This window comes from Streptomyces sp. NPDC005141 (assembly GCF_053599975.1).
Genome location: NZ_JBSFYW010000026.1, coordinates 25486 through 49587 on the forward strand (window position 1 = coordinate 25486; position 24102 = coordinate 49587).

Consider the following 24102-nt stretch of genomic DNA (forward strand, 5'->3'; position numbering starts at 1 on the left):
CGGATGCTAACTCCGGTAGGTGACGGGTCCACCGGTCCCACCGGTCCGCCCGTCGCGCTGGGCTGTGACAAGCACCTCACCGGCGGCCGTCCGCGAGTACAGCACCGACCGTCCCGCCCGCCGCCGCTCCACCAGCCGCGCGTCCAGCAGCACCTGCAGATGCCGCCCGACCGACCCCAGCCCCTGCCCGGTCACGGCCACCAGCTGACTGGTGGACAGGGGGGAGTCGAGGAGGACGAGAACCCCGGCGCGGGCGGTCCCGAGTAGCGCCCCGAGACTCTCCGGCACCGCCTCGGCCCGTACGTCGGCGAGCGCCCCCGTGCACGGGTAGACCACGGCGTAGCGGCGGCACTCCTCCCAGGACACCCAGCCGGCCTTCGGCGTGACGGGCACGAAGACCAGCTGGGCGCCGGAGATCTCGCGCGGCGGGTACTCGTGGAGGTTCACCTGCAGCCGGTTGCCACCGAGCCAGCGCGTTCCCGGCCGCAGTCCGTCCAGCGCCGCCGCCCAGCCGCCCTGGCTCAACTGCGCGGTCCGCGCCACCACATCGGCCTCCAGGACCCGCCGCCGCCGTTCCCAGTCGGGACGTACGGACTCCTCCCAGAGGGCGGTGAGCAGCGCGGCGGCCCGCCCGGGCAGATCGTCGCGGTCCGCGAGACCGGCGGGCAGCGGACCGCCCACCGAGCGGGCGAGATGGGCGCGGGCCTCCCGGGGCGAGGCCTCCCGCACCCGGGCGACCTCCGACTCGAAGGTCTCGTCGCCGTACGGGGTAGGGGTCAGGAAGTCGGCGATCCACGCCCGCCCGAGCCCGCAGCGGACGAGCAGCGCGGTGACGGGGTCGGCGGCCAGCCGCTTCCGGTACGCGGGCAGATGGACACCCAGCCAGGCGCGCTCACCGGGGTGCGTGGCGGCCCCCGCGTGCAGCATCTTCAGGCAGGCGAACGTCTCCGCCAGCGGCGACAGCACGAAACGGCTCCCCGCGAGCGTGTCGGCGTTCACCTGCCACCAGCCCATCCCCGCACCTCTTCCCAGCCAGACGTTTCGCCATCACGCGAAACAATATCGACCGCCCGCCGGGCCCCGGAGACTCCGCGCATGCGCAGCTACTCCGAGCTCTTCCGCACGCGGGAGTTCACCCCGCTCTTCCTGTCCTCCTGCTTCAGGACCGCCGCCTCGACGGTGAGCGGTCTGGCCCTCGCCACCCTGGTCTACCGGGCGACGCAGTCGCCGCTGCTCACCGCGCTCAGCATGTTCGGCCCCTCACTCGCGCAGGTGGTCGGCGCGACCACCCTGCTCTCGGCCGCCGACCGACTGCCGCCGCGGGCGACGGTGGCGGGTATCGCGGCCCTCTTCGGGCTCGGCACGGCGGCCATGGCGATCCCCGGTCTCCCGGTGTGGACGATCTTCGCCCTGCTTCTGCTCCTCGGTCTGATCCAGTCCTGCGGCGGCGGAGTCCAGTGGGGCCTGCTCAACGAGATCCTCGCCAAGGAGGGCTATCTGCTGGGGCGTTCGGTGTTCAACATGATGAGCGGAGTGGCTCAGGTCGTGGGGTTCGCGACGGGCGGCGTCCTGGTGGCCCTGCTGTCCCCGCGGGTCACACTCCTCCTCGCCGCCGGCCTGTACCTGGCGGCGGCCCTGACCGCCCGGCTGGGCCTGACACCCCGCGCACCCCGCGCCACCGGCCGGCCGTCCATCGCCCGGACCTGGCGCACGAACGCCCGCCTCTTCTCCTCGCCGGAACGCCGCACCCTCTATCTCCTGCTCTGGGTGCCCAACGGCCTGGTCGTCGGCTGCGAATCGCTGTACGTGTCGTATGCGCCGAGCCGGGCCGGCGCGCTGTTCGCCTTCGCGGCATTCGGCATGTTCGTCGGGGACGTGACGACCGGCCGCTTCCTGCCGCCCCGGGTACGCGCCCGCCTGGGCATCCCCTTCCTGCTGCTCCTCGCGACGCCGTACCTCTTCTTCGTCCTGCGTCCGGGCGTGGCGGTTGCCGCCGTCCTCGTCGCCGTCGCCTCGATCGGCTTCGGGTCGAGCCTGATCCAGCAGGAACGGCTGGTGGCCCTGATCCCCGACGAACTCAGCGGCCATGCCCTCGGGCTCCACACGGCGGGCATGCTCACGATGCAGGGCGTGAGCGCGGCGCTGGCAGGCGGGATCGCCCAACTCACCTCGCCCGGAACGGCGATGACCGTCATGGCCGCCGCCTCGATCGGCGTGACGCTGACACTGGCTCCCTCGCTGCTCCGCCGCGGGGCGTCGCCCGATCGCGGACGCCCGGAGGTGCCCGCACCGAACGGACCCCGTGTCCACGAGCACTGAGCCCAGGTCCACCAGAACCGAGCCGGCACGGAACGGGACCCGGATTTCCTTCCACGAGCCTCCTGAGGCGGGTCTGCCGAGGCCCGCCGGGGTCTGCCGAGGCCCGGCGGCGGGGTCTGCCGAGGCCCGGCGGGGCCTCTCCGGAACGACTCCCCGGCTCTGCCGCTCATGGTCGGATGTGCCGGTCGCGCTCTCCGGCCAGCCTCTTGCGCACCCACAGAAGCCCCGCCACGCCGCCCACGACGGCCATGTACGCCGTCAACGGCCCGTCGTTCAGCAGGAGGCCCGGCGAGGCGACGACGCCCACGATGAGCAGCCATCCACACCCGGCGACCACGAGATCCGCCCCATCTGGACGCCGCCGCTCTTCGTCCAAGTTCCCCAACTCCTTTTCCTCCGAGCCTTGTTCGAGGGTTCGAGGGTTCGTACGTGCGCGTTGAGACTCGCCGATCGCCGACCTGCCGCGCCTGCGTGGCCTACCGCCTCTGCGCCCTGTGCCGCCTCCCGGGTACAACCGCGCCCTCTGGGCGCTGCCCCTCGCCTCGCACCGCTGTGCGCAGCGGGCCTACTTGCTGAGCACGTTCACGAGAGCCACGAACACGCCCGCACCGAGGACGGCGAGCGCAACGAACGCGACAACCACCAACGAGCAGCACGAGGCGACCGCCACCATGAACCACGCCCGGCCTATGGCCCGTTGATACTCGGCGTCGTCGTCCCAGCCTTCGTCGCTCACAGCGCCCCCTCGCTATGCACTGTACAAAGAGACGGCCGGAGACGGCGGTGACCCGTCAGGACGGAGAGAACCTGTATGTCGTCCACCTCCACATGCTGGGCACGGCGGGGGAGTGCCATGACGCAGGCTCAGGGCCCTGTGGCACGTGAGTGCCACGGAGCCGGAATCGGCAAAGGGCCGGCTCGGGAGGAAAAACCTCCCGAGCCGGCCCTTCTGTCTGTGCCCCCGGCAGGATTCGAACCTGCGACGCTCGCTTAGGGGTTCGATCTATGGAGCGTTACTGCATACTGCGGTAAAGGGTGCGGTGGCGCAGCGGACCGCTGGGGACCGTGGTCGTGTGCCGCCTTTGATGTCAGACGTTGATGTCAGGCGGGCCGAGGCACGATGCTCACGGCGCGGTAGTCGTACCCGTCTTGCTTGAAGCCAGGGGCTTCCCATGTGAGGTCCACCCGCTGTCCGGGCGACAGCGTGCGGAAGCCGGTCAGCTGAATCTCGGAGAAGTGGCCGAAGCAGCCGCCGGGAGTCTCGGGGGAGTCGAGCACGCCCCACCCTTCCTCGTCGTTCCACTCGCGGACAGTCGCAATCACCATGGGCGGCACCCTACGGGCTTCGTCTGCGCCGGTGCGCTTGGTATCTCAGCTCGGGAAGCTCGGGTCCTCCGGCGAAGGTGCTGCACTGACCTGCGCCGGAGTGACGTTGGAGCCCTGGTCGCACCTGCGGTCAGTCCCCGCTGTTCCCCGTGGTTCTCCGCAGGATCTGGCACGTACCTGGCACGCCCGTCCTCGGGCAACCGCGGACTGCCTCTGGCCAAGCACGGACGTGAGGCCCTGAACGCACCGCCTTCATCGGATGCCGGAGGGGGCCGGCCCCGCTCCGCCGCGGACGGTGATCCCGAACCGGGTCCGCATTCGCCGCAGTTCCCACAGCGAGACGGCGGTCACCGACAGCGGCCCGCCCAGCAGGGAGCAGAACTGGAAGACCGGCGGGCCCTCCGGCATGCCGCTGTCGATCAGGTTGAAGACCACGAGCACCCACACCAGCATTCCGGTGAGTACGGGCGGCAGCATCGGGTGGACGTGGGCGGTGTTGAAGGCGCTGCGGGCGGAGTACAGCGACGCCAGGAAGAAGAAGGGGAAACCCCACACCATCACGGCCAGCGACAAAAGGAGCATCACATAGACCAACCAGTCCTTCCGATCCCCGACGGCGACCTGGGCCGTTGTGTACAGGACACCGGCGATGACGAGCACCGTCAGCAGGTACCAGCCGACAGCCTTGAGCGGTGCATGGAGCCGGGAGCGCAGATACGGGCGAAGGTGTGAGGGTGCGTAGAGGATGAAGCCGAGGATGACCAGCGGGCCGGTGCAGAGCAGCAGAACCGGGGTGATGATCAGGTTGGCGACGCCTTCGGTCGCCGCGTTCTCCCAGCGGTCGGCATCCACGCCGTAGACCAGGATCAACGTGAGGGCGGCGACGACGCCGAGCACCGTGCGTGCCACCTGGACGCGGTCGACGGTGCGGTCCTCGATCCGGCCGTCGCCCTCCTGCACGAAGAGGCGGGTGGCGACGCGGTGCGCCGAGCGGAGGACGAGGCCGGCGAGGAACGGGACGGAGAAGTACCACAGGCGGCTGCGGCGTCGCTGCGGGCGAGCGGGCACCGGGGCCGGCCGGCCGTAGGGATACGGGTTCTGAGGTGGATACGGGTGCGGCGCGGGCGGACCGTAGGGATCGCCCGCAGGCGGTGGCCCGTAAGGGTTGTTGGCCGGAGGCCCGGGAGGACCCCAGCCCTGGCCGCCCGGTCCGTTGCCGCCGGGTTGTCCCGATCCTGGGCCCGGCCCCCATCCCCCGCTTGCCATGTCCCTTCCCCCGTTCGTCTTCGGTCAATTGCCGTGTCGCACGGCGACGTCGCGGCAGCTTAGTGGCTCATGAGTCGCCTCTCCCCACGGTCGTTGTGTGAACCCTGTCAGCTTTCTGGGGAGACTCCGGGCCAGCCCAGCCCGAGGTGATCGAAGAAGCGTCCGTGTCTGCCGAGAGTTTGTTGGGGCCGCTACTGGGTCTCGTGCCCTCTGAGCATGGGGCGGATGAGCAAGTGGACTGGCATGCAGCCGAGGAGGCTCTCGGGGTCTGTCTGCCCAGCGACTACAAGGCGTTCATGTCCGTCTACGGCGCGGGTGGCCTCGGAGATCTCGGCATTCTGGGGCCGCTGCCCGTCGAGTACTCGCAATGGGACCCTGGCAACATCCTGGACAACGCGCCTGAGTTCCGGGACCTGTGGGACAGCGAGGGCGGGGTTGATACACAGGGCTCAAAGTCGATGCACAGATTGGGAGTTCTATGCCCTGACGGACGAATGGCACGAAGAGGACTGGGCGGATCGTCCACGTGATGCGTGAGTCGGCGTGGATCACTGAGACTGTGCACGTCTGCACGTCTGTACGGCTGCATGCGCTGGAGAGCTTGCCGGATCGCTGACCGGCAGGAACGGCCGCGGCCGTTCCCACTCCGCATCCGTCAGATCGCCCCCGCCCCATGTCATCCCCGAACGACGAGGAGACGGGACAGTCACGTGGTCGACCCGGAGCGGCCGGACTCGTCGGGGGTTACTCCTGTGGTGGGCCGATGACAGACTGGCCGATCTGCTCTGCCAGCCAGGAGGCATGTCGTTCCTCGGACCCATCGAGATTCCCGCGGTGCACGTGGACGAGCACAGTGTGGTCGTCGGAGCGTTCGTCGAGGCTTTGGGTTCGGCAGTTGAACAGCAGCGAAACCCGGGCGTTGTTGGCTTCGCGGGGGATGCCACGGTCCGGTACCTCGGGCCAGATCAAACTCGACCACCAGATCTCGCCGATGTTCGGTCCAACCAAGGCGGCGAACTCTTCCTCGATGCTGCCAACGGCCCGGTATTCCATCGATGCCCAAAGCGGCAGGTGGGAGGCAAGGAAGTCCGGATCACTGGAGAGCTCGGGCGCGTGGACACCGACGTGCAAGCCCGTCGGATCGGAAGGATCCCGCACCCAGTCCTCGACATCCTCTTTCCGGAACCAGGCGTCCGGCAGCGCCTCGCCCATCCGCAACACTTCCGGGACGGTGCACAGCCCGACGTCCACTGACACCTCCGCGTACTGCTGGTCACCCACTGCCACAAGCTGACGCGCCACGCGCAGGGCCAGTACCGGGTCGGTGGTTCGGAAGACCGGGTACGCGATGGGGCTGGACATGCGAGCACTCTGCCACGATCAACATCGGACCAAGATCCATTTTGCTTTGAGGTCAGTCAAAGCCAGATCTCAACGAACTGTCAGGTGATCGACAGGACAGGTCCTGGCCCCGTTACGGCAGTGAGCGAGCCCTCAGTTCGGGAAGCTGCGGTCATGAGAGGCTCGATCGGCCGCTGACCTGCAAGACCTCGCAAGCCTGCAGCGGCTCCTTCGGCTCGCAGAAGCTCCAGACCCAGATGTGGCGCAGCTCGTGGAGTGGGCCGCGCGGCTACAACAACTGGCACGGGACGGGTCTCACGGCGAACAGCTTCATCGACTACGGGTGGTCGACGGACTGCAACGGCGGCGGCGGCACTTACACCTACTACCCTGTAATGCAGGGCTACGCCAGCGGTATCGGCTGGGGCCCGAAGACCCGCTCCGACAACGAACTGCGCAAGGGATGCGGGACCAGATCTCCGAATCCGTAGGAGAGCGCATGGCCGAAGCCCCTCCGCCGCGTTACTCGCCCGAGGGCACCCCCTTGGGCCGCAGCGCGGACAACACCTGGGTCGGCAACAGCTACTCAACCGAAACCCCGAGTGCCCGCAAGCTGTGGTGGCGGGTCAGGGATGCGCTCCGCCGGCCGGTGAAGAACAGCAAGCAGCGCCACTGACCGCGAGGACCGATGGGGCCTCTCCGCAGCAAAGCGCGGCGGAGAGGCCTCACTTCGTTGATCTCAGCCGTTGATGTCAGACGCCTTCTGATCCGTAGCTCCGGCGAGACTGGTCAGCGACGGTCATTCCGGCCGCTACCAGGCTCTGAAAGGACACCAGGACACCACCGGACGGAGACGGTTGCTGGGGCTGCTGTACTTCGCTGCTGTACAGACCTGTCGCCTCCCGGCGGCGATGCTGGGCGGCACTTTCCGGCGAACCTGGATGCCCTGCTGGCGCGGTACGAGGCTGCGTTGGGCGAGCACGAGATTCCGCGGCCGTACTGAGCTGTCAGGCCATCAGTTTGAGAGGCAACGGCGCTTGCATGGCTATGTGGCTGCTGACGTGCATGGAGCTCGTCGTGTCCGCGGCGTTGCGCGTACTTGGAAACACCGCTTCCGACCGTGGTCGTCCGCTCTTACGGGCACGCTACCCGAGGGCGGCTCCACTGAATCCCAGCTCAGACACCGTCTGAGCTGGGGTTTCTCGTTCAGTGGGTGCGACGGCGCGGCGTGCCTCAGGCGGTCAGGGACTCCCACAGGGTGATCGGGCGGTCCTCGACCGCGACCTGGTCGCTGTGCCCGCGGCCGTCGGCGATGGAGATGATCCGGAATTTCTGCTGGTGGAATACCCAGAACAGGCTCAGCCCGTTGATGCGTTGCATGTCCGGTACGGCGAGGAACTCGTCCACTCTGGAGATACCGGCCAGTGACTGCCACAGGCTGAGCGAACGGTCGCCGCGTTCGATGACGTCGTTGTGTGCGGAGCCGTCGGCGATCGAGATCAGCCGGTAGACCTGCTCCCCCAGGGAGGAGTGGAAGAGCCAGTAGTGGCTCTTCCCGTTCTGGCGCTGCATGTCGGGCACCGGCAGGAAGGCGTCCACCTGCGCGATTCCGTTGAACGAGGCCCAGGCCGAGATCGGTCGGTCGGACCGGTCGACGGCGGCTGCCGTCTCGGGGGCGAGCCCGGACTCCGCTCCGTCCGCGACCGAGATCAGCCGGTATACCTGGCGGCCTTCCACGGTGTGGAACAGCCAGTACCGGCTCCGGCCGCCCACGCGCTGCTCGTCCGGCACCGGCAGGATCGCGTCCACCTTCGACACGCCGTCGTAGCACGACCATGTGGACAGGGGCCGGTCGGGGCGCTCGACGACGTCCTTGTGCTCGTCGCCGTCGGCGATGGAGATGGTGCGACAGACCGGCCCGTCGCCGCCGGTCCCGTAAGCCCAGTACCAGCTCTTGCCCTGGTCCCGTTGGCGATCGGGGATCGGCAGGAAGGCGTCGGTCGGCCGGACCGTGTCCGGGAACTTGTCGGTGAGGCGGCCGTCGCCCAGCAGGCGCAGTGTGGTGAGCGAGGGGGCGAAGGCGTAGACAGAGCCCTCGGTGGTGACGAACTGATGGAAGCCCAGCTCGGTCGTCGCGTTGGGACTCTCGAAGGCGACCTTGCCCGTGGGGCCGACCCCCGGGTCGGGGCCGGGCTTCGCAGGGCGGTTCGGCGGGAAGTCGACGTTGTCGATCCACATCTTCTGGATGAACTCGAACTGCTCGACGAGGTCGGACTGATAGCAGACGAAGAGCAGTCCGCGCGGGTGGTCGGGGCCGCCGGGGCCGTCCGAGGCCGGGTCGAAGGGCGCGCCGTAGGGGGCGCCGCGGCGGATGATCCGGCGTCGGTCCATGACCGGGTTCTCGGGGAACGGGTCCGTGCCGGGCTTCTCCTGCAGGCCGTCCCGGGGGTTGGTCTTGCGCAGGTGGGAGAAGAGCGGGGTGGTGAACCCCTCAGGGTCGTTGCGGTAGCCGAAGTCGTTGTCCTGGCTCGCGAGGGCGTTGTCCGGCATGTCGGCGTGCGGGCACTTGGCGACGGGCGCGCCCGAGCGCCAGCGGCCCACCAAGCGGGCGGCCAGCCATTCGGTGGTCGCCTCGTCCGGCACCACCTTGGCCTTCCTCAGGACCTTCAGTTGCGCGGTGACCTGGGCCCACCAGCCCGGGACGTCCTGACCAAGTCGGCGCACCACCTGGAAGCTGCCGTTCTTGGCCCACTCGGGCATCTCGTCGTACGGAATCCCGCCGACCCGGTCGTGCCCGATGACGAACTCACCGGGCGGGATCAGCCGGGTGCCCGGGTGGTCCTTGACGTACTCAGGCCGCTTCGGGTCGGGCTCGTCGAAGCCGATGATCCCCGGCTCGCTGACCCCGTCCTTGAAGCCGAAGTGTTCCTTTCCACGGCGAGTTCCCGGCAGCGTAGCGCCGTTCTGCTGGAAGACGATCACGATCTTGGCCTGCGCGGCTGCCTCGCGCTGGGCGGTCAACGCGTCCTGCAGCCCCTCGACGGTGTCGGAGGCGACGGTGATCACGGCGTGCACGATCTGTCCCTTACCATCCCCGAACAGCCAGTTCTCGGGTGAGCTGTCGCCGGTGTCGCCCAGTGAGCGCTTGTGGGACCCCTCCTTGAACGCCTCCAGAGTGCCGCCCTTCGGTACCGAGGGCAGTGGATCCTTGCCGCCGTTGAGGACCTTCAGGCCCTCGTAGGTGAAGCTGGCGTTCGTCCAGGTGGCCTTCAACGTCTGCGGGTCGTCGCCGCCGGTGGCCTGTCTGGCCTTGCGGAACGCCGCGTTGAAGGTGGCCACCTGTCTGGTGGTGGAGATCTGGGAGGCGAGTCGCTTCACCCAGGTGCGTGCCCGCGCGGGGTCCTCGAACTTGAGGAAGAGCAGCGTCATGCGGTCCTTCTTGAAGCCCGCGATCACATCGCCCTGGATGTCGTCACTCTGACACAGCTTGATGCCTTCCATCATGTTTCCTCCGTGACAGTCGCATATGCCATGAGATCATTACAGTGATCACAAAACTACGCTACGTGATCGACGTGAGGATGAGACACCTCCGGGCCGACCGCATCGCGATCCTGTGCCGTAGTGCAGAACCCCTGCCCCGCAAGGGTTCTGGCCCGCTTGGCGGTCAAAGGATCACCCGCCTGCCCGGCATCGCGCGACAGCGGCCGCCCGGCACGCGAACACTGTAAGTAGTCATATGCCTGCGTCGTGCGCCTACGTCATGTGTTCTCGTCATGTTCTCGCCATTGGACCGGTGACACGGAGTGGCCGCGACGCCACCGCTGCGCGCCCTGCCCTCTCTCGCAAGGAGTCCCATGTCCCCCAGGAACCTGACCGGCCCGTCGCCCAGACGGATGCTGTACGCGGCGATCTCCGCGTGTGCCGTCCCCGCGCTGACCCTCACCATGCTGTCGTCCGGCCCGGCCGCCGCCCACGAGCACGGCGGTGACGCCCACTCGGCCGACCGGGCGCAGGCCGACCCGGACGAGGCGGCGGTCATCGGCAAGGAGCACGCCGAGGAACACGCCATGACAAGGAGGGCCCTCAAGGCCGTCGGCGAATACCCGCAGTCCACCCGCACCGAGCGGCTCAAGGCACTTGCGGCCTCCCAGACCAAGGTCAACGCGGACTTCGACGCGCTGGACGCCGGTAGGTTCCGGGAGTACTTCCAGTCCCCGGACTTCGCCGCGCACATCGCCATGCTGCCCACCGGCAAGGTGCTGCTGTTCTCCTTCGAGCGCATCGAGAGCAACCCCCAGAAGGAGCCGGCCCCGACCGACACCATCGGCAAGGAGAACGCGGGCCGCGCGTACCTGTGGGATCCGGCCAAGGGCACCGGCCCGGGCTCGTTCACCAAAGTCACGCCGCCCGTGATCGACATGCCGGACGGGCTCAACCAGCCCCGCCCCGCGCCGTTCTTCTGTGCCGGTCATTCCTTCCTGCCCAACGGGATGCTCGGCGTCTTCGGCGGCAACCTCGGCGGCAACGGGGGTTCCGGCGCCAAGCTTTCCCTCGTCTTCGACCCGTGGGAGGAGAAGTGGTACCAGAACCAGGACATGGTGGTCGGCCGGTGGTACCCGTCGGTGGTGACCGGCGCGGACGGGCGGCAGCTGATCATGTCCGGCCAGTCGGAGCTCGGCTGGGGCACCCCCACCGCGATCGTCGAGCGCTTCCCCGCCCTGAACAAGCCCGTGCCCACGGCCAAGACGGACAAGCCGGAGGGCTGGACGGTGGAAGGGTTCAAGGCCGACGCCCCGTTCAAGCGGGACTACCCGCACCTCTTCTCGCTGCGGGACGGCAAGATCTACGGCCTGGGCCGCAACCCCGAGCAGCAGTGGAAGTTCGACCCTGCCGCCGAGACCCGGACGGATCTGGCACCCCGACCGGACAACATGCCGCGCAACTACGGTTCGGCCGTGCCGCTCCCGGCCGGCTTCAAGGGCCCGGACTCGGTGCTGGTGCTCGGCGGAGACCGGGACGACCCGAACACGTATCAGCTGGTCGGCGGCCAGTGGAGCAAGGAGAAGGCGAGAGCCTTCGGCCGCACCCAGGACGACACCCTGCTCATGCCCGACGCGACCCTGATGACCGTCAACGGCGCCTTCGACATCCGCGACTACGGCAACGGCCCGTACAACCCCAACGCGGACCTGAAGTACCGCCAGATCGAACTGCGTGACGAGAACGGCAACTGGAAGCTCGGCCCGGCCCAGCGGCTGCCGCGCGGATACCACTCGAACGCCGTGGTTCTCCCGGACGGCCGGGTGATGGTCACCGGTGACGAGCTCCAGCAGCTCGCCAACGACCCCGACATCACCGACGACATGAACGGCAGCATCGAGATCTACGAGCCGGCCTACCTCCAGCAGGGCAGCCGTCCCCACCTCGGCACCGTGTTCAACCCGTCCGTCGGATACAACGAGAAGATCACGGTGAGCAGCAACACCGCCTCCGAGGTCACCCGCGCCGTCCTGCTGGCACCGACCACCGCGACCCACTCGGTCAACACCAGCCAGCGCCACGTCGACCTGCGGATCAAGAGCCGCAGCGGCAGCTTCCTCGAACTCCAGGCACCGCCGTCGGCCAATGCCGCCCCTCCCGGTTACTACATGCTCTTCCTCCTGAACGAGGAGGGCGTGCCCAGCACCGCCGGCTGGGTCCAGGTCAAGCCGGCCTCGGGCGGCCAGACCCTGGCAGCGAGGTAGTGCCCGCCTGACTCTGACGTGCCTGCGGCGAGTCCCGCGGGCGGCTCCGCCGTAGCCCAGCGCAGATGCCTTCCGAGCTGGGCTACGGTCTCGCCCTGTGGTGCCTCGACTCGCACCCGTAGGGCCTTCGGAGGCCCTGTCGACCTCGACGTGGACCGCGTCCTACGTGGAGTTCGGTCGTTGGGTCAGTCATGGGGCGGGGTACGTGAAGTCGGATTGTTCCGGACGGGCTGTGGGAGATCGCGGAGCCGCTCATCCCGCCGTCGAAGGTGCGGCCGCAGGGTGGCGTCCGCATCGCACGCAAAGGCATCGAGTCCAGCGAACGACCGGGCCGCCGACGGTGGGTGATCGAACGGACCATGTCCTGGCTGTCGGGCTACCGCAGACTCAGCCCCCGCTATGAGCGCCACTCCCGCAACTACCTGGCCTTTCTCGGACTCGCCGCAGGCATCTGCTGCTGCAAGCGACTCCTCAAGCTGACCACGTAAGACATGGTCCGAGGCAGGCGTCACGGCAGACGTGCACTTCCATCGCTTGGCCGAGCTCATGGCACGGGTGTGGCACGGCCGTGATCATACGAAAGGGCCAGTTCGAGAGGATCAAGCCTCTGAACTGGCCCTTCATCGTGTGCCCCCGGCAGGATTCGAACCTGCGACACCCGCTTTAGGAGAGCGGTGCTCTATCCCCTGAGCTACGAAGGCGTGCGGATCGTGTGCGATCCGGTAGCTAGCGTAGCGGATGCGGGATGGAGGCTGGGAGAGTTCCCGTCTGTGCAGGTGGGGCGGGGCCGGACCGACTGCCCGACTGCCCGACGACCGGTTGGCCGAGGGCGATGGCCGAAGGGTGAGCGTCGGGCCTTGGTCATCTGGCTGGAAGTCTTGAGAGGGCCGGTCGGGTCAGGTGGAGCATGCGGGTCAGCCACTGGTCTCCCGTTTCGCGCTGGGAGTGGGCGTGGGAGTGCGGGGCGCGTGGGGCCTGGAGGGGCGGTGGGGTGCTGGTGGGGACGCGAGGTAGGGCCGCCGTGCCGGTGATCATGGACAGCATCAGGGCGGCGGCCGCACGCACGTCGACCTCGGGCAGCAGCGAGCCGTCGCGGCTCGCCCGGCGCAGGGTCCCGTGCAGCGCGCCGAGCCAGTTGAGGTGACAGTGGAGCGCGGGGTCGTCGGGGGTTCTGATCTCCTGGGTCAGGCGTGCGCCCGCGCGGACGACCAGGTCGGTTTCGAGGAGGCCCACGAGAGTGTGGGCCATGGCGGTGGCGATCTCGAAGGCCGGGGTCTCGCGCCGCGTCAGCTCCACGAGCGCGGCGCCCGACGTGACGCAGGCCTCCGTCTGGACGGCCCGGGCGAGATCGGACTTGGCCGCGAAGTGGAAGAACAGCGCGCCCTTGGTGACCTGCGCGCGTTCGCTGATCACGGAGAGCGTGGCGCCTTCGTATCCGGCCTGGTCGAACACGGTGGAGGCCGCTCGGATCAGGTTGCGCCTGGTTCGCTCGGACCTCTCCTGCTTCACCACGACGCGATCACCCGGACGCTCCTTGTCGTTCGGCCGCTGTTTGTCCTGCCGCCAGCGACGCTAGGAACCTGCTTTCGGGTCTGTCAACGGGGCAGGGGCGTGCAGATCATCTTCACGCCATCGCGGTAATCCCTCTGAAGAGGAAGGGAGTTGGCGGGGGAGAGGGGGAGTTGCGCGGGCGGAGTCGAGCGGGACGGCGCCTCCGGTCATCCGCCTCAGCTCAGCTGCACCCGCCGGAAGCGGCCCGCGATGTGCAGGTCCGCCTCGATACGGGTCGCCGTAGCGTGGAGTTCGGGCAGCACGTCGCGGACGCACTCCTCGGCCGTACGGCGACTGCTGTGCATGGCGACGTTCACCGCGGCCACGACTCGCCCCCCGCGGTCGCGCACCGGGACGGCGATCGACCGCAGACCCTGCTCCAACTCCTCCTCGACCATGGCGTATCCGGCCTTCCGGACCCCGTCCAGTTCGGCTCTGAAGCGCTCCGGGTCCGTGATGGTCCGCGGGGTCAACTGGCTCAACTGCTCGGGCAGCGCGGCGGAAAGGTCACCTCGCGGGCCGACGGAAAGGTCTGCGGAAGGTTCTCCGGTTCCTCCGGTTCCTCCGGTTCCTCCGGTTCCTCCGGGTTCTCCGGGTTCTCCGGGTTCTCCGGGTTCTCCGGGTTTTCCGGGGAGTTCGGGGAGTTCGGGGAGTTCGGGCAGTTCGGGCAGTGCGTCCTCGAGCCTCTCCTTCGTGCGGATCTCCGGGAGATCGGCCAGGATGACGCGGCCCAGCGAGGTGGCGTACGCGGGCAGCCGGGTACCGACGGTGACGTTCACGCTCATGATGCGCCGGGTCGAGACGCGCCCGGTGTACTGGATCTCGTCGCCGGTCAGCACCGCGAGCGACACCGAGTCGTGCAGCCGCTGGGAGAGTTCGGTCATGTGCGGGGTCGCGATCTCGGGGAGCGAGGTCCGCGAGAGCGGCGGGAAGCCGAGGCTCAGCACGCGCGGGGTGAGCCGGAAGAAGCGGTCGTGCGTGCTGACGTATCCGAGGTGTTCCAGCGTGATCAGGGCGCGGCGGGCGGTCGCGCGGGCGAGTCCGGTCGCCTGGGCGACGGCGGTGAGGGTGAGTTCGGCGCGGTCCTCACCGAACGCGGTGATCACGGTCAGTCCGCGGGCCAGCGACTCGATGAACTCCCGCCCCAGTTCCTGCTTGGAAGCGTGGGTCCAGTCGGCGAGCCCGGAGGGTGTGGTGGTGTTCCCGGCGCCGGCCCGCTCGTGTCTCTCCGCGGTGAGCGCGCTCTGGTCCGGCGCTGCCTGCTCTGGCGCCGCCTGCTCCGGCGCCGTCCGCTCCGAGGCCCTCCGATCGGACGCCCTCCGCTCCGGCGTCAGCTCCGCCTCCAGCGCCAACGCCCGTTCCATCTCGGCCACTGCCGTCCGCAGCCGTGGCAGCAGCGCGTCCCGCAGGTCGGTGGCGCTGTGCCGGCTCGTATGGCTCACCACGTTCACCACACAGGCGATCCGCCCCGCCTCCCGTACGGGCATCGAGACGGCGACCAGTCCGGGCTCGATCAGCTGGTCGTCCAACGCCCAGCCCGTCCTGCGTGCTTCGGCGGCCCGCTGCTCGAAGTCATCTCCGACGGTGGGGAGTTGGGCGGCCGGGAACTCGGTGGCTTCGGCCCTCCCGTCGTACGGTCTGCTCCGTGCCGGTACGGAGGGAAAGCCGCGGTCCTCCGGGTCGGTCGCGCGGCGCCCCCGCCAGCGTGTCCACTCCTCCTCGCTCCAGTCGGAGGCGAACAGCGGTCCCGGCGCGGTGCGTTCGGCGGGGAGCAGGTCGCCGATGCGGAAGCTCAGGGACATGGCGCGGCGCCGGGTCGCCTGATGGATGAAGCGGATGCCGTCCCGGTCGCCGACGGCGAGGGACACCGACTCGTCGAGTTCGTCGGCGAGCGCGTCCGCGTGCGCGTCCAGGATGCGGGGAAGCCGGAGAGCGGCGAGATAGGCGTTGCCGAGTTCCATCAGAGGTGGGGCGAGTAGGGCGTCCCGGCCGTCGAGGCGTACGTATCCCATGCGCGCGAGGGTCGCCGTGATCCGGTCGACGGTGGACCGCGCGAGCCCGGTGGCCCGTTCGAGTCCGCTCAGACTGGACGCTCCGTCCGCCTCGGTCAGCCGGCGCAGTACGGCGATCCCGCGGATGAGCGGCGTGACCGCCTCGTCGGGCACCTCCGCCCCGGCCGAGATCCCGGTCGAGGCCCCGGTCGAACTCCGGGAGACGGACACCCCGGACCCGCCCCCCGACCCGACCCTGGTGGTCGATCCCCCGGCGCCAGGCCCTGTGCCCACACCCGGCCCCGTGCCCCAACCAGGCCCTGCCCCGGTGCCAGGCCCCGACCTCGACCCGGGCCCCGACCCCGTGCCAGGCCTCGCGCCCGAACCAGGCCTCGCGTCCGGCCCTGTGCTGCCCGACCCCGTGGTCGGCCCTGCATTCGATGACGTGGCGTTCGATGACATGGGCTCTCCGTTGCGGCTCTCGGAAGAGTCACCGTGTGGCGGATCTCGGATGAGTCACCGTGTGGCGGATCTCAGGTGAGTCACTGTGTAGCTGGATCTCAGATGAGCCACGGTAATGCTTGCCCGGCCGTCGAAGCAGTTCGGGCGCTCCTCGGCACGGGTGCCGGTCCGCCGTCCGCACCCCTGCCGTCCGCCTTTCCATCCCGCCTGCCCATCGACCCGCCTGTCCATCCACCCGCCCGGCCGCCTGTCCATCCGGCCGCCCGTCACGCCCGTCGGGCGCACCTGACAGCTCGCCAACACGCCCGACAACAGGCCTGACAACACGCCCGACAGCTCGCCCCGGGGTCACCGGCGCGTCACGTACACCCGATACTTCCCCGCGACGTCCGCCGCCGCGACCTGGACGGTGAGCCCCGCCTTCGGGTCCTTGAAGGTCTCGCCGGGGGAGAAGGGCGCGTCGGAGAGTTCGGCGTGGACGTTGGGGGAACGGGTGCAGCCGCCGCTGTCGCGGTGGGAGTCGTACACCGTGACGGGCCCGTTCCCGGTGTCCACGTCCGCGTCGACCTTGTAGACGAGGATTCCGGGATGGCAGACCGCGGAGTCGTTGCCCGCACGGGTGCGCAGTTCGAGGACGAATCCGCTCCGGGTGCTGGTGGGTACGACGACCAGCTTGGCGCCACCGGGCCGGGCCAGCGGGGTCAGCGTGTACTCGGTGGTGCCGGGCACCGCCGCGCAGCTGACCTGGGAGGCGTCGAGCCAGCCGAGTTTCCACTTGTGCCAGCCCAGGAGGTCGTTGTCGGCCCCCCAGTCCTCGCTCATGATGTCCCAGTGCCCGACCGCGCCGCCGCCGTCCTGGGTGTAGAGGTCGGGCAGGCCGAAGGTGTGGCCGTTCTCGTGCGGCAGTACGCGGTAGCCCGTGTCGGCGTAGGAGCCCGAGCCGTCGTCCTGGCGGCTGTAGACGAAGGACGCGTTGGCGACCGGGACACCGTCGGCGACCGGCGCCTCGGTGTTGCCGGCGAAGGTCACCGACAGCACGGTGTCCAGCGCGGAGGGCCCGGCATTGGGTGTGACCAGCACGTTCATGATGTCGTACGAGCGGAAGTCGACCTCAGGATCGGCCGCGGCCACGATGTCCTGGACCAGTTCGCGGTACCCCGGGTCGAAGGGCGCGCCGCGTTCTATGCCGTACTCCTTGAAGGGCTTGGGCATCCGCAGCCAGTGCCGGACGGGGGCGTCGGGCCGGTAGTCGAGGCGGCCGTAGGAGGCGATGCGGAACCATTCCTGTGTCTTCGGGAAGAACTCGCCGTACCGGTCGCGAGCGCTGCCCTTGCCGGGCGCGTCGGAGAAGTCGACCATCAGGGTCAGGGCCCGGAGGGTACCGGTGGAGCGGGCGTAACCGCGCGTGGTCGGAATGCCTTCGCCCATCTGGATGCCCGACGGGCCGTTGATCATGCAGGGGCCGAGCGCCGTGGTGCGGGCCAGCGCCTTGGAGCCCGCCGTGGCCGAGCCCGCCGTCAGGTGCCCGGTGCCGGCGGCGGTGCTGACCGCCATCGTCAGCACGGTCACCGTGGCGAGCGCCGCCACACGGCGCGGGCGTATCCGGCGGCTGGACGGCTGCATGCGGGGGCCCCTCGCTCCACGGCAGCCTCCGGTCTCCGACTGCACCCTTTCGATCACCCTGAGTCGCCGACGCGCCGGGCGCGCGCTGGATGGGCCCGATCGGGTTTATCTCCGGGAGGACCTGAAACGGCTTCCGCCGGGGAGGGCGCGGCGGGGATCCGGTGGCTTCGGGAGGCCGGAAGGGAGGCCGGGCGGGAGGCCGGCGGGAGGCCGGAAGGGAGGCCGGAAGGGCTCCGGCGGAGACTCGAGGGGCCGCGGGATCCGGCGGGGATCCAAGGGGACGCCGGGGTCCGCGAGGGATCCCGGCGGGGTTCAATAGAGGTGTGACGCAGGTCACATATTTCTCTTCCAATCGGGGAAATAACCGGGGATCGTTTCCCCGTTTAGTCATACGTCCGAGCGAAACGGGGAGTGAATCCCCGGATCGCGCTCAAGTTCAGAGACGCTTCGAGGAGTACGCCGTGGAGACCGCAACCCCCGTGCAGCGCCGAGTGACCCGGCCGCGTGCCGACGCCCTGCGCAATCGGGAGCGGATCGTCGCCGCCGCCCGCGAGATGTTCGTCGAGTTCGGCGCCGAGGTGCCGTTCGACGAGATCGCCCGCCGGGCAGGTGTCGGCAACGCCACGCTGTACCGCAACTTCCCCGACCGCGACGCCCTCGCCCGCGAGGTCGTCTGCTCGGTCATGGACCGCACCTCGGAGTGGATCGAGAGGGCGCTGGAAGTGGGGGGCGACGCCTTCGACTCGCTGAGCGGCTTCGTGCACTTCGCCGCCGACGAGCGGATCGGCGCCCTGTGCCCGATGCTCTCCGAGAAGTTCGACCAGAACCATCCCGACCTGGTCGCCGCACGCGACCGCATCACCGACCTGATCCAGCAGCTGATGGCCCGCGCCCGCGATGCCGGACAGCTGCGCCCCGACATCGAGGTGGGCGATCTGATGATCGCCGTCAGTCAGCTCACCAGGCCGCTGCCCGGCACCGCGTGCCAGGGCATCGACCGTTTCGTGCACCGTCATCTGCAGCTGTTCCTGGACGGTATGCGGGCCCCGGCCCGCTCCGAACTGCCCGGGGTGGCCGCCACCGTGGAGGAACTGCGACGAGCGTGACCGATACGTCGGACGCCGTGACCATGGGCGGACCGATGGACCGGCCGAGAAGCGGCCGGTCGACCGGGAGCCGATGAGTCCGGCACCCGGCGCCGGTCGAAACTCGTGACTCGTACCCGTATTCAGCGCTCGTCCTCATGACCCCTATTCATCACTCGTCCTCATAACGCGCCAACGCGCACGGCACAACGCGCCAACGCGCACGGCGCACTCGTCACTCGGGCGAGTCGTACCGAGCCGCTACCCGGCCGTCACTGTCGACGGGCCGTCCCTTTTCACTGACTTTTTCGCTACGAAGTCCCGGAGTGGGTACCCCCATGTCTGAAACAGGAATCACCAAGGCAGTCCCGGACCCAGCGTCCGACGCGCACAGCAACCGCTGGAAGGCGCTCATCTTCATCGCGCTGGCCCAGCTGATGGTGGTGCTCGACGCGACGATCGTGAACATCGCACTGCCCTCCGCCCAGCAGGACCTGGGTATTACGGACGGCAACCGGCAGTGGGTCGTCACGGCCTATGCCCTCGCCTTCGGCGGTCTGCTCCTCTTCGGCGGCCGGATCGCCGACCTGTGGGGCCGCAAGCGGGCGTTCGTCGTGGGCCTGGTCGGCTTCGCCGCGGCCTCCGCGCTCGGTGGCGCGGCCCAGAGCGGCGCGATGATGTTCGGCGCCCGTGCCCTGCAGGGTGTGTTCGGCGCGCTGCTGGCGCCCGCCGCGCTCTCGCTGCTCGCCGTGATGTTCACCGACGCCAAGGAGCGCGCCAAGGCCTTCGGCATCTACGGTGCGATCGCCGGTGGCGGTGGCGCCGTCGGCTTCATCCTCGGCGGTGTCCTCACCGAGTACATGAACTGGCGCTGGACCTTCTTCGTCAACATCCCGTTCGCGATCGTCGCGGCCGCGGGTGCGTACTTCGTCATCCGTGAGCCGAAGGGCGGCCGCAACCGCTCGCCGCTCGACATCCCGGGTGTCGTCCTGTCCACCCTCGGTCTGGTCTCCCTCGTCTACGGCTTCACCCGCGCCGAGTCCGACGGCTGGGGCGACTCCATGACGGTCGGCCTGTTCGTGGCCTCCGCGCTGCTGCTGGCCGGGTTCGTCCTCACCGAGTCCAAGGTCAAGGCCCCGCTGCTGCCCCTGCGCGTCATCACCGAGCGCAACCGCGGCGGCGTCTACCTCTCGCTCGGTCTCGCGATCATCGCGATGTTCGGCACCTTCCTCTTCCTCACCTACTACCTGCAGATCGTGAAGGGCTACTCGCCGATCTCGACCGGCTTCGCCTTCCTGCCGATGATCGCGGGCATGATCACGGGCTCCACGCAGATCGGTGCCCGTCTGATGACCCGGGTCGCCCCGCGGCTGCTGATGGGTCCCGGCTTCCTGGTCGCCGCGCTCGGCATGCTGCTCCTGGCGCAGCTGGAGATCGGTTCGTCGTACGTCTCCGTGGTGATGCCGGCGATGCTGCTGCTGGGCCTCGGTATGGGTACGGCGTTCATGCCTGCCATGTCGCTGGCCACGCACGGGATCGAGCCGCGTGACGCCGGTGTCGCCTCCGCGATGGTCAACACCTCGCAGCAGGTCGGCGGCGCGATCGGTACGGCCCTGCTGAACACGATCGCCGCCTCCGCGACCACCGTCTACATCAAGGACCACATCGGCGGCGCCACCTCCGCGTCGCAGCGTCAGCTGGTCCAGGCGGAGGGCATGGTGCACGGCTACAGCAACGCGATCTGGTTCGCCGTCGGCATCCTCGTGGTCGCCGCGGGAATCGCCTTCACCCTCATCAACACCGGCCGTCCGGACGCCACCGCGGTCTCCGGTTCGACCACGGGCGAAGGCGCGGAGGACGAGCTGAAGGTGCCGGTCATCGCCCACTGACGGCCCTTCGGGTACCCCGGGTACTTCGCCTACGGCGCGTATATCGCGTACGGGCGGGGGGTGGGGACGCCTCGCCCGTACGTCTCCCAGGGACTGCCCCGGCTCCGAACACGACGGAGCCGGGGCAGTCCCGTGTCCGGGCCCGGCCCCGGCGGACGAGCTCGCGCCTGTCGGCGACCACCCCGGGGATGTGTTCCACCGGCGGCCCGGCCGGGGGAGTGGTGCGCGACCCGGGGAGTTCCTGCGCGGCCGGGGAGAGTCCTGGCCGGGAGAGCCCTAGCGCAACCAGGGCAGGTCGGCGCCCGCTTCCTTCGGCTGGAGTCCTTCGGCGATGATCCGCATGGCCTCGCCGAAGGCCTTGCGCTGGTCCGGACCGAGCCGGTCGAACAGGGCCTGGCGTACGGCGGCCACGTGGCCCGGCGCGGTACGCCGCAGCACCTCGTAGCCCTCGTCGGTCAGCACCGCGAACTGCCCCCGCTTGTCGGACGGGCAGTCCTCGCGGCGCACCCAGCCGCTCTTCTCCAGGCGGGCGATCGCGTGCGAGAGCCGGGAACGGGTGATCTTCGCGTTCATGGCCAGCTCGGTCATCCGCAGCCGGCGGCGCGGTGCCTCGGCCAGCTGCACCAGCAGGCCGTAGTAGATGTGCGGCATGCCCGCGTCGCGCTGGAGCTGACGGTCGAGATGGTCCTCCAGGAGGGTCGTGGCGTGCATGTACGCGCGCCAGATGCGCTGTTCCTCGTCGGTGAGCCAGCGCGGCTCTTCAGCGGGAGCGGGTGCCGTGTTCATGTACTCCACTGTACGAGCCCCTCCTTGAAACTTAAACAAACCGGGCGTAGTCTCCGTGAAGAACTTGAGACTTTAAGCAACTGCTTCAAATATCAAGCACCACGCCGTACGATTGAACCCTCTGGAGGGAGCCGCCATGTCCGCCGCCACCGAGGAGCGCCCCGTGCCGGAGCGCATGCCCGCCCTCTATCTCAGCCATGGTGCCCCGCCGCTCGCCGACGACCCGGTCTGGCCCGGCCAGCTCGCCGCCTGGTCCGCCGACCTGCCCCGCCCCAAGGCGATCCTCATGGTCTCCGCCCACTGGGAGGAGGCCCCGCTCGCCCTCGGCGCGATCGAGACGGTCCCCCTCGTGTACGACTTCTGGGGCTTCCCCGAGCACTACTACCAGGTGACGTACGCCGCCCCCGGCGCCCCGCGGCTCGCCGAGTCCGTACGGAAACTGCTGCGCGCGCCCGGTACGCCGGTGCAGGACATCCCGGACCGCGGACTCGACCACGGCGCGTACGTCCCCCTGAAGGAGATGTTCCCCGAGGCCGACATCCCGGTGCTGCAGATCTCCATGCCGACGCTCGACCCGGTCCGGCTGTTCGAGATCGGCCGCAGGCTGGCGCCGCTGCGCGACGAGGGCGTGCTGATCGTCGGCTCCGGTTTCTTCACCCACAACCTCGCGGCTCTGCGGCACACGGGCGGGGGAGTCCCCACCTGGTCGAGCGAGTTCGACGACTGGGGGCACCGCGCGCTGGAGGCCGGTGACGTGGACGCGCTGCTCGACTTCGAGCGCAAGTCCCCGGCGGGCCGTCTCGCCCACCCGCGCACCGAGCATTTCGCCCCGCTCTTCGTGACCATGGGAGCGGCGGACGCCGCCGGAGAACTGGACGGGCAGCGGTCCGTCATCGACGGATTCTGGCTGGGAATGGCGAAGCGGTCGGTTCAGTTCGGCTGAGAGCCCGGCGGTCCTGGTCGGGGCGGCCGAACGGCACTGCCTAGAGGGTGAGTTCCTTCTCGTACCAGGCGACGTCCCAGTAGCGGCCGAACTTGCGGCCGACCTCCCGGTAGGTGCCGACGTGGTGGAACCCGAAGCGTTCGTGCAGCCGCACGGACGCTTCGTTGGGCGGCACGATGCCCGCGTAGGCCCGGTGCAGGTCCTCGGTGGCGAGCGCCGCGAAGAGAGCTTCGTAGAGGAGTGTGCCGACGCCGCGGCCCGCGGCGTCCGGAGCGACGTAGACGGTGACCTCGACGGAGGTCGCGTAGGCGGGTTTCACGCGAAAGGCGCTGGATGTGGCGTACCCGAGAATCGCCTGTGAGTCCGCGTCCGTGGCAACCATCAGGCGGTGCGGTCCGTCTTCAGGGTGGGAGAGCAGCCACGAGCGCCGCTCTTCCGGCGAGAAGGCGGCGGTGTCGAAGGTGACGGGCGTCTCACGCACGTAGTGGTTGTAGATGTCGGTGAGGGCGCCGAGGTCGGCCGCGACCCCCGGCCTGACCTGCACATCTGTACGTTCTGACGACATCCGCCCTCCCATGTGGTGCGACAGGGTACTGCATGATCAGAAAAATCGAGGTGCGGGTTGGGAATTCTGTCCTGATTCCAGTCGTTGTTTCCATCAGATGCCGGGCACCCGGGAGGGTGAGCCCGATGTCCAGGTCCACCCGCAAGCCCACCATCGCAAGGGAGCACGCATGGCAACCCGTGCCGTCGCCCGTCGTAAGTCCGCCACCGGCGGGACCGCCGACGCGGCACGCAGTGTTCGCGCCGGAGGCGGCGAAATCGCCGATCGCGACCTGGTCGGCATGTACCTCGACGAGATCGCGCGTACACCGCTGCTCGACGCCGCCAAGGAAGTCGAGTTGTCCCAGGTCATCGAGGCGGGTGTGTTCGCGCGGCAGATCCTCGACGGCGAGGCGGAGGCCAAGGCGGACGCCTCTCACGAGGAGCTGGAGGCGCTGGTCGCCGACGGCGAGCGCGCGAAGGACGTATTCATCCGCTCGAACCTCCGGCTGGTCGTGGCCGTGGCGCGCCGTTACCCGCGCAGCGGCCTGCCCCTGCTCGACCTGATCCAGGAGGGGAACGCCGGCCTGGTGCGCGCGGTCGAGAAGTTCGACTACCGCAAGGGCTTCAAGTTCTCGACGTACGCCACCTGGTGGATCCGACAGGCCATCACCCGTTCCATCGCCGACCAGTCGCGCACGATCCGCCTCCCCGTCCACCTGGTCGAGGAACTGGGCAGGATCCGTCGCGTGCAGCGCGAGTTCAACCGTGAGAACGGGCGCGAGCCCGAGCACACGGAGATCGCCGCCGAGCTCGGTTCGACGCCGGAGCGCGTGGGCGACGTCCTGGACTGGGCCCGCGACCCGGTCTCGCTGAACATGGCGGTGGACGACGAGGGCGAGACCCAGTTCGGTGACCTGCTGGAGGACACCTCGGCCGTGTCGCCCGAGCAGTCGGTGCTCACGCTGCTGCGCAGCGAGGAGCTGGACGGCCTGATAGGCCACCTCGACCAGCGCACCGCCTCCATCATCAAGATGCGGTACGGCATCGAGGACGGCCGGGAGCGGACGCTGACGGAGGTCGGCAAGGAGCACGGTCTGACGCGCGAGCGCATCCGCCAGATCGAGAAGCACGCACTGCTCGAGCTGAAGAAGCTGGCGCGCGACACCGGATTCGACGCGGCGGCGTAGGGGTGCGGGGGTGCGGCACGCGTACGGGGCGAGCCGGGTG

General features: G+C 69.3%; 20 protein-coding genes, 1 tRNA gene and 1 pseudogene. 9 read left to right on the forward strand and 13 right to left on the reverse strand.

The window, feature by feature from the left end:
* Nucleotides 1–6: 6 nt before the first annotated feature.
* Complete coding sequence (locus tag ACWD68_RS21310) at nt 7–1014, reverse strand: ArsR/SmtB family transcription factor (RefSeq protein WP_451807989.1); 1008 nt, start codon at nt 1012–1014, stop codon at nt 7–9.
* Nucleotides 1015–1095: 81 nt separating this feature from the next.
* On the opposite strand from ACWD68_RS21310, the gene ACWD68_RS21315 reads away from it, so the two are divergent.
* Nucleotides 1096–2319: an MFS transporter gene (locus tag ACWD68_RS21315; RefSeq protein WP_451807990.1), complete on the forward strand. Its 1224-nt coding sequence runs from the start codon at nt 1096–1098 to the stop codon at nt 2317–2319.
* A 166-nt stretch (nt 2320–2485) separates the two neighbouring features.
* Here ACWD68_RS21315 and ACWD68_RS21320 read toward each other — a convergent pair whose 3' ends face one another.
* The 5 genes from ACWD68_RS21320 to ACWD68_RS21340 form a co-directional block, all read right to left on the reverse strand.
* Nucleotides 2486–2695, reverse strand: coding sequence for a hypothetical protein (locus tag ACWD68_RS21320; RefSeq protein ID WP_451807991.1), 210 nt, complete (start codon nt 2693–2695; stop codon nt 2486–2488).
* A 189-nt stretch (nt 2696–2884) separates the two neighbouring features.
* Nucleotides 2885–3055: a hypothetical protein gene (locus tag ACWD68_RS21325; protein WP_451807992.1), complete on the reverse strand. Its 171-nt coding sequence runs from the start codon at nt 3053–3055 to the stop codon at nt 2885–2887.
* A 365-nt stretch (nt 3056–3420) separates the two neighbouring features.
* Entirely contained in the window at nt 3421–3645 is a 225-nt protein-coding gene (locus ACWD68_RS21330) for a cold-shock protein (RefSeq protein WP_451807993.1), read from the reverse strand.
* A 252-nt stretch (nt 3646–3897) separates the two neighbouring features.
* Nucleotides 3898–4713, reverse strand: coding sequence for a hypothetical protein (locus ACWD68_RS21335; RefSeq protein WP_451807994.1), 816 nt, complete (start codon nt 4711–4713; stop codon nt 3898–3900).
* 942 nt (nt 4714–5655) lie between these two features.
* Nucleotides 5656–6273 (reverse strand): hypothetical protein, encoded by a 618-nt coding sequence (locus tag ACWD68_RS21340; protein WP_451807995.1) that lies wholly within the window; start codon nt 6271–6273, stop codon nt 5656–5658.
* A gap of 236 nt (nt 6274–6509) precedes the next feature.
* Between ACWD68_RS21340 and ACWD68_RS21345 the strand changes: the two genes are divergently transcribed.
* Nucleotides 6510–6743, forward strand: a complete 234-nt coding sequence (locus ACWD68_RS21345; RefSeq protein ID WP_451807996.1) for a hypothetical protein — start codon at nt 6510–6512, stop codon at nt 6741–6743.
* Between the two features lie 8 nt (nt 6744–6751).
* Nucleotides 6752–6928: a hypothetical protein gene (locus tag ACWD68_RS21350; protein ID WP_451807997.1), complete on the forward strand. Its 177-nt coding sequence runs from the start codon at nt 6752–6754 to the stop codon at nt 6926–6928.
* 557 nt (nt 6929–7485) lie between these two features.
* Here ACWD68_RS21350 and ACWD68_RS21355 read toward each other — a convergent pair.
* On the reverse strand, nt 7486–9756 hold the full coding sequence (locus ACWD68_RS21355) for a Dyp-type peroxidase (protein ID WP_451807998.1): 2271 nt from the start codon (nt 9754–9756) through the stop codon (nt 7486–7488).
* A gap of 353 nt (nt 9757–10109) precedes the next feature.
* On the opposite strand from ACWD68_RS21355, the gene ACWD68_RS21360 reads away from it, so the two are divergent.
* Together ACWD68_RS21360 and ACWD68_RS21365 are read left to right on the forward strand one after the other, a co-directional pair.
* Nucleotides 10110–11999 carry a galactose oxidase-like domain-containing protein gene (locus ACWD68_RS21360; protein ID WP_451807999.1) on the forward strand — a complete coding sequence of 630 codons (1890 nt, stop codon included), beginning with the start codon at nt 10110–10112 and terminating at the stop codon, nt 11997–11999.
* A 290-nt stretch (nt 12000–12289) separates the two neighbouring features.
* A pseudogene (locus ACWD68_RS21365) lies at nt 12290–12487 on the forward strand (transposase); the annotation flags it as partial.
* Between the two features lie 140 nt (nt 12488–12627).
* On the opposite strand, the gene ACWD68_RS21370 reads toward ACWD68_RS21365, so the two are convergent.
* From ACWD68_RS21370 to ACWD68_RS21385, 4 genes are all read right to left on the reverse strand, one after another.
* Nucleotides 12628–12700, reverse strand: a tRNA-Arg gene (locus ACWD68_RS21370).
* Nucleotides 12701–12860: 160 nt separating this feature from the next.
* Entirely contained in the window at nt 12861–13511 is a 651-nt protein-coding gene (locus ACWD68_RS21375; protein WP_451808000.1) for a ScbR family autoregulator-binding transcription factor, read from the reverse strand.
* A 215-nt stretch (nt 13512–13726) separates the two neighbouring features.
* Nucleotides 13727–15772, reverse strand: coding sequence for an IclR family transcriptional regulator domain-containing protein (locus ACWD68_RS21380; RefSeq protein WP_451808001.1), 2046 nt, complete (start codon nt 15770–15772; stop codon nt 13727–13729).
* Nucleotides 15773–16351: 579 nt separating this feature from the next.
* Nucleotides 16352–17626, reverse strand: coding sequence for a M6 family metalloprotease domain-containing protein (locus ACWD68_RS21385; protein WP_451808002.1), 1275 nt, complete (start codon nt 17624–17626; stop codon nt 16352–16354).
* Between the two features lie 461 nt (nt 17627–18087).
* On the opposite strand from ACWD68_RS21385, the gene ACWD68_RS21390 reads away from it, so the two are divergent.
* Together ACWD68_RS21390 and ACWD68_RS21395 are read left to right on the forward strand one after the other, a co-directional pair.
* Nucleotides 18088–18732, forward strand: coding sequence for a TetR/AcrR family transcriptional regulator (locus ACWD68_RS21390; RefSeq protein ID WP_451808003.1), 645 nt, complete (start codon nt 18088–18090; stop codon nt 18730–18732).
* Between the two features lie 317 nt (nt 18733–19049).
* Nucleotides 19050–20600, forward strand: coding sequence for an MFS transporter (locus ACWD68_RS21395; protein ID WP_451808004.1), 1551 nt, complete (start codon nt 19050–19052; stop codon nt 20598–20600).
* Between the two features lie 276 nt (nt 20601–20876).
* Here the strand turns inward: ACWD68_RS21395 and ACWD68_RS21400 are convergent, their stop codons facing one another.
* Nucleotides 20877–21386: a MarR family winged helix-turn-helix transcriptional regulator gene (locus ACWD68_RS21400; protein WP_451808005.1), complete on the reverse strand. Its 510-nt coding sequence runs from the start codon at nt 21384–21386 to the stop codon at nt 20877–20879.
* A gap of 136 nt (nt 21387–21522) precedes the next feature.
* On the opposite strand from ACWD68_RS21400, the gene ACWD68_RS21405 reads away from it, so the two are divergent.
* Nucleotides 21523–22329, forward strand: coding sequence for a dioxygenase family protein (locus ACWD68_RS21405; protein WP_451808006.1), 807 nt, complete (start codon nt 21523–21525; stop codon nt 22327–22329).
* A 40-nt stretch (nt 22330–22369) separates the two neighbouring features.
* On the opposite strand, the gene ACWD68_RS21410 is transcribed toward ACWD68_RS21405, so the two are convergent.
* The gene (locus ACWD68_RS21410; RefSeq protein ID WP_451808007.1) at nt 22370–22894 is read right to left on the reverse strand and encodes an N-acetyltransferase family protein; all 525 of its coding nucleotides are present in this window, start codon (nt 22892–22894) and stop codon (nt 22370–22372) included.
* A gap of 169 nt (nt 22895–23063) precedes the next feature.
* Between ACWD68_RS21410 and ACWD68_RS21415 the strand changes: the two genes are divergently transcribed.
* Nucleotides 23064–24062 carry a sigma-70 family RNA polymerase sigma factor gene (locus ACWD68_RS21415; RefSeq protein ID WP_451808008.1) on the forward strand — a complete coding sequence of 333 codons (999 nt, stop codon included), beginning with the start codon at nt 23064–23066 and terminating at the stop codon, nt 24060–24062.
* The last annotated feature ends 40 nt before the right edge of the window (nt 24063–24102 follow it).

What these genes read in the sequence shown, in the direction of transcription:
- ACWD68_RS21360 (WP_451807999.1), top strand. Translation starts at nt 10,110, where the DNA reads ATGTCCCCCAGGAACCTGACCGGCCCGTCGCCCAGACGGATGCTGTAC.
- ACWD68_RS21355 (WP_451807998.1), bottom strand. Translation starts at nt 9,756, where the DNA reads ATGATGGAAGGCATCAAGCTGTGTCAGAGTGACGACATCCAGGGCGAT.
- ACWD68_RS21340 (WP_451807995.1), bottom strand. Translation starts at nt 6,273, where the DNA reads ATGTCCAGCCCCATCGCGTACCCGGTCTTCCGAACCACCGACCCGGTA.
- ACWD68_RS21345 (WP_451807996.1), top strand. Translation starts at nt 6,510, where the DNA reads ATGTGGCGCAGCTCGTGGAGTGGGCCGCGCGGCTACAACAACTGGCAC.
- ACWD68_RS21315 (WP_451807990.1), top strand. Translation starts at nt 1,096, where the DNA reads ATGCGCAGCTACTCCGAGCTCTTCCGCACGCGGGAGTTCACCCCGCTC.
- ACWD68_RS21405 (WP_451808006.1), top strand. Translation starts at nt 21,523, where the DNA reads ATGTCCGCCGCCACCGAGGAGCGCCCCGTGCCGGAGCGCATGCCCGCC.
- ACWD68_RS21350 (WP_451807997.1), top strand. Translation starts at nt 6,752, where the DNA reads ATGGCCGAAGCCCCTCCGCCGCGTTACTCGCCCGAGGGCACCCCCTTG.
- ACWD68_RS21415 (WP_451808008.1), top strand. Translation starts at nt 23,064, where the DNA reads ATGGCAACCCGTGCCGTCGCCCGTCGTAAGTCCGCCACCGGCGGGACC.
- ACWD68_RS21330 (WP_451807993.1), bottom strand. Translation starts at nt 3,645, where the DNA reads ATGGTGATTGCGACTGTCCGCGAGTGGAACGACGAGGAAGGGTGGGGC.
- ACWD68_RS21385 (WP_451808002.1), bottom strand. Translation starts at nt 17,626, where the DNA reads ATGCAGCCGTCCAGCCGCCGGATACGCCCGCGCCGTGTGGCGGCGCTC.
- ACWD68_RS21395 (WP_451808004.1), top strand. Translation starts at nt 19,050, where the DNA reads ATGTCTGAAACAGGAATCACCAAGGCAGTCCCGGACCCAGCGTCCGAC.
- ACWD68_RS21410 (WP_451808007.1), bottom strand. Translation starts at nt 22,894, where the DNA reads ATGTCGTCAGAACGTACAGATGTGCAGGTCAGGCCGGGGGTCGCGGCC.
- ACWD68_RS21400 (WP_451808005.1), bottom strand. Translation starts at nt 21,386, where the DNA reads ATGAACACGGCACCCGCTCCCGCTGAAGAGCCGCGCTGGCTCACCGAC.
- ACWD68_RS21310 (WP_451807989.1), bottom strand. Translation starts at nt 1,014, where the DNA reads ATGGGCTGGTGGCAGGTGAACGCCGACACGCTCGCGGGGAGCCGTTTC.